This is a genomic window from Helicobacter anseris (assembly GCF_003364335.1).
GTDB lineage: Bacteria > Campylobacterota > Campylobacteria > Campylobacterales > Helicobacteraceae > Helicobacter_H > Helicobacter_H anseris.
This window is the reverse complement of the sequence record NZ_NXLX01000002.1, coordinates 145,183-153,436: the sequence shown is the minus strand read 5'-3', so window position 1 is coordinate 153,436 and position 8,254 is coordinate 145,183. Positions and strand designations below refer to the sequence as shown.

Annotated in this window: 8 protein-coding genes; 4 read left to right on the top strand and 4 right to left on the bottom strand. The window is 31.5% G+C overall.

What is annotated here, in order from left to right:
• Positions 1-352: 352 nt before the first annotated feature.
• The gene (locus tag CQA57_RS01780) at positions 353-982 is read right to left on the bottom strand and encodes a hypothetical protein (protein WP_115578519.1); all 630 of its coding nucleotides are present in this window, start codon (positions 980-982) and stop codon (positions 353-355) included.
• A 63-nt stretch (positions 983-1,045) separates the two neighbouring features.
• Here CQA57_RS01780 and hypE point away from each other — a divergent pair, with 63 nt between their 5' ends.
• Entirely contained in the window at positions 1,046-2,050 is a 1,005-nt protein-coding gene (hypE, locus tag CQA57_RS01775) for a hydrogenase expression/formation protein HypE (protein ID WP_115578518.1), read from the top strand.
• Here the strand turns inward: hypE and pyrC are convergent.
• Genes pyrC through CQA57_RS01760 form a run of 3 tightly spaced genes read right to left on the bottom strand, consistent with a single transcriptional unit; the run spans position 2,047 to position 4,087 of the window.
• Positions 2,047-3,066: a dihydroorotase gene (pyrC, locus tag CQA57_RS01770; RefSeq protein ID WP_115578517.1), complete on the bottom strand. Its 1,020-nt coding sequence runs from the start codon at positions 3,064-3,066 to the stop codon at positions 2,047-2,049. The two genes, hypE and pyrC, sit on opposite strands and share 4 nt — an antisense overlap.
• Positions 3,067-3,081: 15 nt before the next feature.
• The gene (locus tag CQA57_RS01765) at positions 3,082-3,288 is read right to left on the bottom strand and encodes a hypothetical protein (protein WP_115578516.1); all 207 of its coding nucleotides are present in this window, start codon (positions 3,286-3,288) and stop codon (positions 3,082-3,084) included.
• Positions 3,278-4,087 (bottom strand): 3'-5' exonuclease, encoded by an 810-nt coding sequence (locus CQA57_RS01760; RefSeq protein WP_115578515.1) that lies wholly within the window; start codon positions 4,085-4,087, stop codon positions 3,278-3,280. The genes CQA57_RS01765 and CQA57_RS01760 overlap by 11 nt, the downstream gene beginning before the upstream one ends.
• A gap of 145 nt (positions 4,088-4,232) precedes the next feature.
• Here CQA57_RS01760 and CQA57_RS01755 point away from each other — a divergent pair, with 145 nt between their 5' ends.
• The 3 genes from CQA57_RS01755 (at position 4,233) to ureA (ending at position 8,250) form a co-directional block, all read left to right on the top strand.
• Positions 4,233-6,497: a TonB-dependent receptor gene (locus CQA57_RS01755; RefSeq protein WP_115578514.1), complete on the top strand. Its 2,265-nt coding sequence runs from the start codon at positions 4,233-4,235 to the stop codon at positions 6,495-6,497.
• Positions 6,498-6,500: 3 nt separating this feature from the next.
• Entirely contained in the window at positions 6,501-7,418 is a 918-nt protein-coding gene (locus CQA57_RS01750) for an ABC transporter substrate-binding protein (RefSeq protein WP_115578513.1), read from the top strand.
• A gap of 154 nt (positions 7,419-7,572) precedes the next feature.
• Complete coding sequence (ureA, locus tag CQA57_RS01745; protein WP_115578512.1) at positions 7,573-8,250, top strand: urease subunit alpha; 678 nt, start codon at positions 7,573-7,575, stop codon at positions 8,248-8,250.
• Positions 8,251-8,254: the final 4 nt, after the last annotated feature.

The window sequence follows — 8,254 nt, the reverse complement described above, 5'->3', positions numbered from 1 at the left end:
AGAAGTATGAAGAATAATAATTAAAAAAGAAATTAAAAGTATTAATTAAAAGTATTAAAAAGTATTTTTAATTAAAACTAAGCAGAAGAAGAAAACAAAAAAAGATTTTTCCTTCTCCTGCCACCACTTAAACATTTTTATATTTTTTATTTTATTTTTTACTTTTCACTTTATAATTTTTTTGTTTTAAACAAACTAAAACAAAAAGAAATAAAACAATACTTTAAGCTTTAAAGATAAAAGAGAAATAACAAAACTCTTTAATCTTAAAATCAAATCTTAAAGTTTTATGACAAAACTCCTTAGTTTAAGTGGTGGTTGGAGAGGGAAAGAGAATGGAGGAGGGGTTAGCTTAATTTATAGAGAGATTGAAAGAAAAGATATGTTCTTCTTTTTGTATCTTTATCCTAATTTCTATTTTTCCATCATGAATATCTTTGGGTATAAAGGCAATAAAACCACCTAAAAACTCTTTGGCATTTAGAGTTGTCTTTTTGAGATAATTTGCAAAAACAATACGCCTGCTGAATTCTGCTTCTTTAAAATAAGAATCATCATAGTTTTTACTAATGAAAAAAATATTTCCATATGGAGTAAAAATAAAGCTTGGTTGATAATTATTTGAGGTGATTGGGGGAGTGGGTATATTAAAATTTTGTAAGCTTATCTTGAAGTTATATCCACTATTTAAAATAGCATTAGCAGATAATGGGGTGTAAATCTTTGTATCTTGGTGTAATGTAATATCTGAAATATCTAAAATAAAATCATCTGATTTTGCTTCAATAAAAAATAAAATGGGGGTATTTTTAGTATAAGTATCTTGAGCTAATTCTAGTTTTACCTCAGAGTGTTGTTTCTTGGAGAATAAAACCTTTTTACCTTGAGAAAAATTAAAACTTTGATTTGGAGTGATATCAAAGATAGTAGCACATCCACTAAAAAGCAATAAAATAGTAAAAAATAAGATTTTTAACTTCATTTTTATTTTTAAATTTCTTGTATTATTTCTAGATTTAAGAATATAACACAAAAAAGGTATAAAATGCAAACAATACAAATGGCACACGGAAGTGGCGGTGTGCAGACAAATGAATTGATACAAAAGGTTTTTAAAAAATATCTTGGAGATTTTCTTATTAGTGATGGGGAAGATGGGGGAGTGTTTTTATCAGATGCAAAAAAGTATGCTACAAGCACAGATTCTTTTGTGGTAAGCCCTTTGTTTTTTGCTGGGGGTGATATTGGTAAGCTTAGTATTTGTGGAAGCAGCAATGATGTAGCAATGATGGGTGCAATACCAAAATTTATAACTTTAGGCTTTATTATGGAAGAGGGGCTAGAGATTGCATTGCTAGAGAAAATATTAGATTCTATGAGAAATGAATTGTTAAAAACAAATCTAAAAATATTATCAGCAGACACAAAAGTTGTCGGTAAGGGCAGCGTGGATAAAATTTTTATCAATACTACTGCAATCGGAGAAGTTGTGAGTGATGTAAGTATCAAGAAATTAGCAGAAGATGATGTGATTATTTTAAGTGGTAGTATAGGTAATCATGGAGGTGTAATTTTTTGTGCGAGAAATGAAATAGGCATTTCTTCCAATCTGCAAAGTGATTGCAAGCAACTTTATGCAATGCTAAAACCTATTTTTGAGAAAAAAATCCCTATCCATACTCTAAGAGATGCGACAAGGGGTGGGTTGGCTTGTGTCTTAAATGAATGGGCAGAAGCCTCTCAAATGGATATTGCTATCAATGAACAAGAAGTGAAAATAGATGATGAAGTGCAAGGAATCTGTGAGATACTTGGGCTAGAGGCTTATAGTCTTGCGAATGAGGGGGTTTGTTTGATTGCTACTCCAAGAGAGTTTGCTAATGAGGTATTGGCATTATTAAGGGCACATCCTGATGGAAAAAATGCAAGTATTATTGGAAAAATGACAAAAAAAATAACACAGATTCCAAGAGTAATACTAGAAAATCCTTGGGGAAGCAAGAGGTTTTTGGATTATCCTCAAGGTGAGCTATTGCCTAGAATTTGCTAGGACTTATCTAAACTCCATTGTAGTGTTTTACCAGCGTGCAATGGAATGATTTTATCATCCATACAAGCAATGCTTTCTGGAATAATACAAGGTTGCTTTTTTAATACTATGGTTTTTTGATTTTTAAAGGAAAGATTGTAATTTTTGAAAGCATTATCGCTGATAAATTTTTGAAGATTTGCTAGAGCATTGTGCTTTTCAAAAAGCTCAGCTAGGCTTTCAAGTAGAAATGGTGCAGAGAAAATCCCAGCAGAAGCATTTGAGGATAGTTTGGTAGATAAAAGATGTGGAGCACTATCAGAACCAAAAGACACTTTTGGGTGTGCAGTGATAGCAAGATTTAATAACATCTCTTTATCTTTTTTTGTTTTTAGTATGGGTTTGCAAAAGTAATGAGGATTTAAACCCTTTCCTAGCAAGTCATCTAAATCCATAGTAATATGATGCAAAGTCAAAGTGGCAAAGATGTTTTCAAAAGAATCTAGCACCTTTATGCTTCGATGATCACTCATGTGCTCTAGAATGATTTTTAGTTTTGGAAAGGTTTGTGAGAGGTATTCAAAAACTTTCAAAAATTCATATTCTCTATCAAGACTAAAGCCAGAGCTTTCTGCGTGTATGCTTAGAATAAACCCTAAATCTTGTGCAATTTCTAGTATTTGTTGCATTTTATGATCTAAAATGTTTTCTACCCCATTTGAAGAATTTGTAGTAGAACCTTTTGGATAAAGTTTTAGAATCTTAAAGCCTTTTGAAATTGCTTGTTGTAAATCTTGCTTTTTTAAATCATTTGTTAAATAAATTGTCATGATTGGATTAAAATCATTTGCAATTTTTTTGATTGTTTCATAATATGCTTCTGCAAGTCTTGTGTCTGTGATGGGTTGTTTGAGATTTGGCATCACCACTGCACCTAAAAAAGTATCAGTGCTATAAGGTAGAATAGTTTTGAGTATTTCTCCTTCTCTTAAGTGTAAATGCATATCCAAAGGATTGTGTAAGGTTATACTTTCCATTGCAATAAATCTCCTTTATTTTTTATCATCAGCTAAGCCAAAAAGCCATTCTTTATCAATACAATCATCTATTTTTTGAAGAAGATATTCTTTGATGTGCTCTAAGGTATCAATATCTAAATCTTGTAAAATATGTTCATCAATAAAAGTGCTTGGGGTTTTTTCTAAGCGATTGAGAAGACTTTGTATCTCTTCTGCAAGAAGTTTTTTTTCATTTTGCATTTTCTAATTCTTTTAATATGGCTTGATGGAAAACTTTGTAATATGGCTTATCTTGCGGTATTTTTGAGGCAAAATCTTGCAGAATAGAATAGTAATCTCCTAGCAATAAAGAGCCCTTAAGAAGCTCATATTTGAGATAGAGCCAATAGGTATTTAAAACATCACTTTGGCAATAATCTTGTATTCTTTGGATATTTTGATTAAAGTTAGCAGAATCCTCATAGTAGATTTGATGGACAAAATCCCCGCTAATATCATATTTTCCTGGTAGGCCTAGCATTAAGCAAATATCATCTAGATGCATTCCTCTAATGCTCCCAAAATGACTTAGGGTATCTAGCAAATCTGTATGGAATCTTTCGCTATAGCGTTGGCGATAATTTTCCCATTTATTTTTGTTAAATTGTGCATTATCAGTTTCATAATACGCTGTTGCACTAAGATTGTATGACATTGCTCTAAGCATTATTGTAGGGATATCAAAATTTCTTCCATTATAGCTGACAAGTTTTGGATTTTTTTTATCAATAAATGCGAGAAAATCACTAATGATGGATTGCTCATTATCATTTTTACCAAAGTTACCTACTTTTAAGAATCTGCCATATTCATCAGCAATGACACTAGAGATTGCCACAATTTTATGTAAGTGTAGGGGTAAGAATTCACTACCACTTTTTTCTTTTTGTGTAAGAAAGGCTTTTTCACAAAGCTCTAGATTATTTAAATTCTCTTGAGGATACATCTGCCTTAATAGCTTAACATCAGGAATGGTCTCGATATCAAAAATACAAATCATAGGGTGCATTCTAGCATATTAAAGATTTTATATTGGATTCTTATTTTAATAATTTGGCAATTTTTTAATATTTTTTGACAAGTTAGTGTTTTTTAATGTAGTATTACTAATAATAAAAAAATATTACAATTCTTAAAGGTTTCTTATGAAAAAAAGATTTATTTGTTTTTTGAGTATGGGTTGCACATTGCTTGCTTTAGATAACTCTAAAGAATTAGAAGCTATTGTAGAGACTTCAAATCGTATTCCAACACTAATTTCAGAAGCTCCTGGAAATATAAGTGCCATCACACAAAAGCAGATAAAACTACAAAATGCTAAGCAAATGAGTGATATTATAGGTAAGGCTTCTGGTGTGAGGATTGATAAGGAAGCAGGATACAATGGAAGACCTCAAGTTTTTATGAGAGGGATTCCTTATGGAACTATAATAATGCTTGATGGAGTTATTTTAAATGATTTAGAAGGGGAATTTAGAATCTTGCAATCCATTAGTCCTTATGATATTGATAGAGTAGAAATTGTAAGGGGTTCTTTCTCAAGTCTTTATGGTGCAGGAGGAGTTGGCGGTGTGATAAATTTTATTACAAAGATGCCAACAAGGCTTGAGGGTCAGGCTAGTATTGGTTATGGTAATGAAATTATTACAAATGGTGCGGAAAAAAATCTTGTAAGAGGATATGTAAGTTTAGGTAATGTTTTTTTAGATCATCGTTTAAGGGTTAGGGCAAGCTATGCTTTTAATACAAGTGATGGTGCTTATAGAGTTCCTGCTGTCGCTAAGGGTTTGAGCACTGGCACAAATACGGATGTTACTTTAAATAATGGAAGCACTTTGCAAAATGGAATGATGGTGGGTTGGGTAGGAAGAACAGCATATCTGACACAAGATGCAAGGATAAAGGCAGAATATGATTGGAATGAGGCAAATACCACAAGTATTAGTTTTAATATTTCTACGATTACAGAAAATCAACATGATCCCATTTCTTATTTAAAAGATTCTAATGGGACGGTTTTTGGTTATGACATTAAAGGTAGTAGCGGATCTTCTAATAGTTATTATAATCCGTTTATAGGTTCTGGATGGGCAGGCTTTAGGCAAGAGTATAATTTTTTGGGATCTTTATCTCATAAATACTATTTTAATGATGAGACATTTTTAAATATTACATTAGCAAGTGTGAATTTAATAAATTATTGGGATGATGGATGTAATGGCACAAATTGCTCTGGCCCAAATAAAAATGTCATCACAGAAGGAAAGAATTCATATATTTTTGGAGGTAGAGGAAGTAGTTCGGATAATTTTGCTTCTAGTAACTATCTTGATATTACTTATTCAAGTCAGATAAACAAAAATCACTCTATTGTAAGCGGATTTCAAGCAAGGATAATGAGTTCTATAAATGAGAGAAATTATTCAAGCAATTATGCTGCAAAGCAATTTTGGAAAAATTATGATGGCACTTGGAGTAAGGATACTAGCGCTGCTTATACTTTGGCACTTTTTGCAAGTTGGCAGGCAAAATGGAATTCTTATCTTTCTACTAATTTGGGATTAAGGATAGATTATTGGAAAAATTTTAATATGAGTACTTTTGATATTACTTCTACAGATCCTAGTTTAAAAACTTTTGATGGCAGTAATGAATTTTTTCCTTCTCCAAAATTTGCCATAAATTATAACCCTTGGGCATATACTACCTTTAAGGGTTCAATAGGATTGGCTTTTAGGGCACCAAATACAAGGCAGATGTTTGCACATGCTCATGCTGGAGACAATCAGATATCCAATCCAACATTGGCTCCAGAATATGGACTGCAATATGATATAGGAGTGGAGCAAAGAAATCCTTATGGAGGCATCATAAAGATTTATTATTATCAAACTGAAATGTATAATGCTATTTATAAGAGTGGATCAGGGAGTATTGATGATCCTTATGTGAATAGAAATGGCGGTCGTAGCAGATTTAATGGGATTGAGCTTGAAGCAGAGCAAAAAATTTATAAAGATTTGTCTATTAGTCTAAATTATACTTATACCAATGCTATTTTATTAAAAGATCCACAAAATCCTCAATACAATGGGAATCAAATGGCATCTATACCTAAGCATATGGGAGGATTTTCTTTAAACTATGGAGGAGATAAGGAGGGGTTTTATGGAAGTTTGCAGATGAAGGCACAAAGTAGTGCTTTTACTAGCATAGCTAATATAACTCCAAAGTTTGATTTTGGAAATATTACTGAAAGAGTGATATTTAATTTAAAAACAGGTTATGAGTTTAAAAATAAAAATTATATTACTCTTAGTTTTTTAAATTTTACAAATGAAAAATATTATGATTATTATCGTGGTCTTGGTGCAAGTTTTTTTATAGAGTTTGGAGGAAGATTCTTTTAGGTTATGCGATTTTTTGTAATTATTTTGATTGTATCTAGGGTATTTTGCATAGAATATGAAGATTTTTTTGGTAAGCATACAATTGATAGGGTCCCTCAAAAAGTAGTTTATTTAAGCACGCATATAGAAGTTCCTGCAATGCTTGGTATTTGGGATAGGGTTGTTGGAATCTCAAGTTATGCTTTTGATGATGATATCGTTAAAAAAACTGCCCCTTTAGAAAAAATACTTAAATTTCCTACGGATCATTATGCAGGCATTGATATTGAGAGATTGCAAACAATGGGTGTGGATATGGTGGTTACATATCCTGCTGATTTAAAATCTATTACTTTTGCAAAGAAGTTTGGAATCAATTTTTTGGCACTAAGAAGTAAAAGTATGGATGATGTGATCTCTCATATACAAACTCAAGCAAAAATTTTTGATAAAGAAAAAGAGATTGAGATAAAAATCTTAAAAATGCAAGAGGTTTTAAAACTTATTTCACAAAAAATTAAAAAAGAGAAGCCTAAAAAAGCCTTAGAAATTTTTCATAAGATAAATCAGGTAAGTGGGCAAGATAGTTTAGATTCTAGTATTTTAAAGTATGGTGGAGTGGTAAATATTGGAGAAAAATATATCAAACAGGGTAGGGGTGAGATGAATTTAGAAAATATCATCTTAGAAAATCCTGATATTATTTTTTTGTGGTGGCTTAGCCCTTATAAAGTAGAGGATATATTGACAAATCCCCAACTTCAAACAATAAATGCAGTCAAAAACCATCAAGTTTTTAAATTACCATCAATGGATATAGCTGGACCTAGAGCCCCTTTGATTGCTTTGTTTGTGGCTATGATGAGTTATCCAGAGGCTTTTAAGGATATCAAATATCAAAATATTTTGCAGGATTACTACAAAGTAGTTTTTGCACAATAATTCTCTTCACTCCTTGTCTTAAAAAACTAAAATTATTAAGTAAATGTCAATTTTTAATGAATTATTTGTAAATCATTATCCAAAATAGTTGTTTAATAGATTCATAGCATTAAGAAGCTATAAAAGTCCAAAAACACTAAAAAAAGGAGAATAAATGAGACTAACGCCAAGAGAAATGGACAAGATGCTATTGCATTATGCAGGAGAATTAGCCAAGAAGCGTAAGGAAAGAGGCATTAAGCTTAATTATGTTGAAGCTGTTGCTTTAATTAGTATGGAAATTATGGAGCTTGCAAGAGAAGGCAAAAAAAGTGTAGCTGAGCTTATGAGCTATGGGAAACAAATCCTAAAGGCAGAAGATGTAATGGATGGTGTAGCTAGTATGATACATGATGTGCAAGTAGAAGTGAGTTTTAGAGATGGAACTAAATTAGTTACTGTGCATACTCCAATTGAAGATAATGGTAGATTAAACCCTGGAGAATATATCTTAAAAGATGAGGATATTATCTTAAATGCTAAAAAAGAAGCCATTGAGATTAAAGTGGTAAATAATGGCGATAGACCTATTCAAGTTGGCTCCCACTTTCATTTTTTTGAAACTAATAAACTTTTAGAGTTTGATAGACAAAAAGCCTATGGAAAAAGATTGGATATTGCATCTGGAACTTCTGTTAGATTTGAGCCAGGAGAAAGCAAGACTGTGAGGCTTATAGATTTTGGCGGAAGTCAGAGAATCTATGGTTTTAATGATTTAAATAATGGGCAGATAAATGAGGATAATAAAAAGAGAGCTTTAGAAAAAGCAAAAGCTAAGGGCTTTATAAAATAAAAAC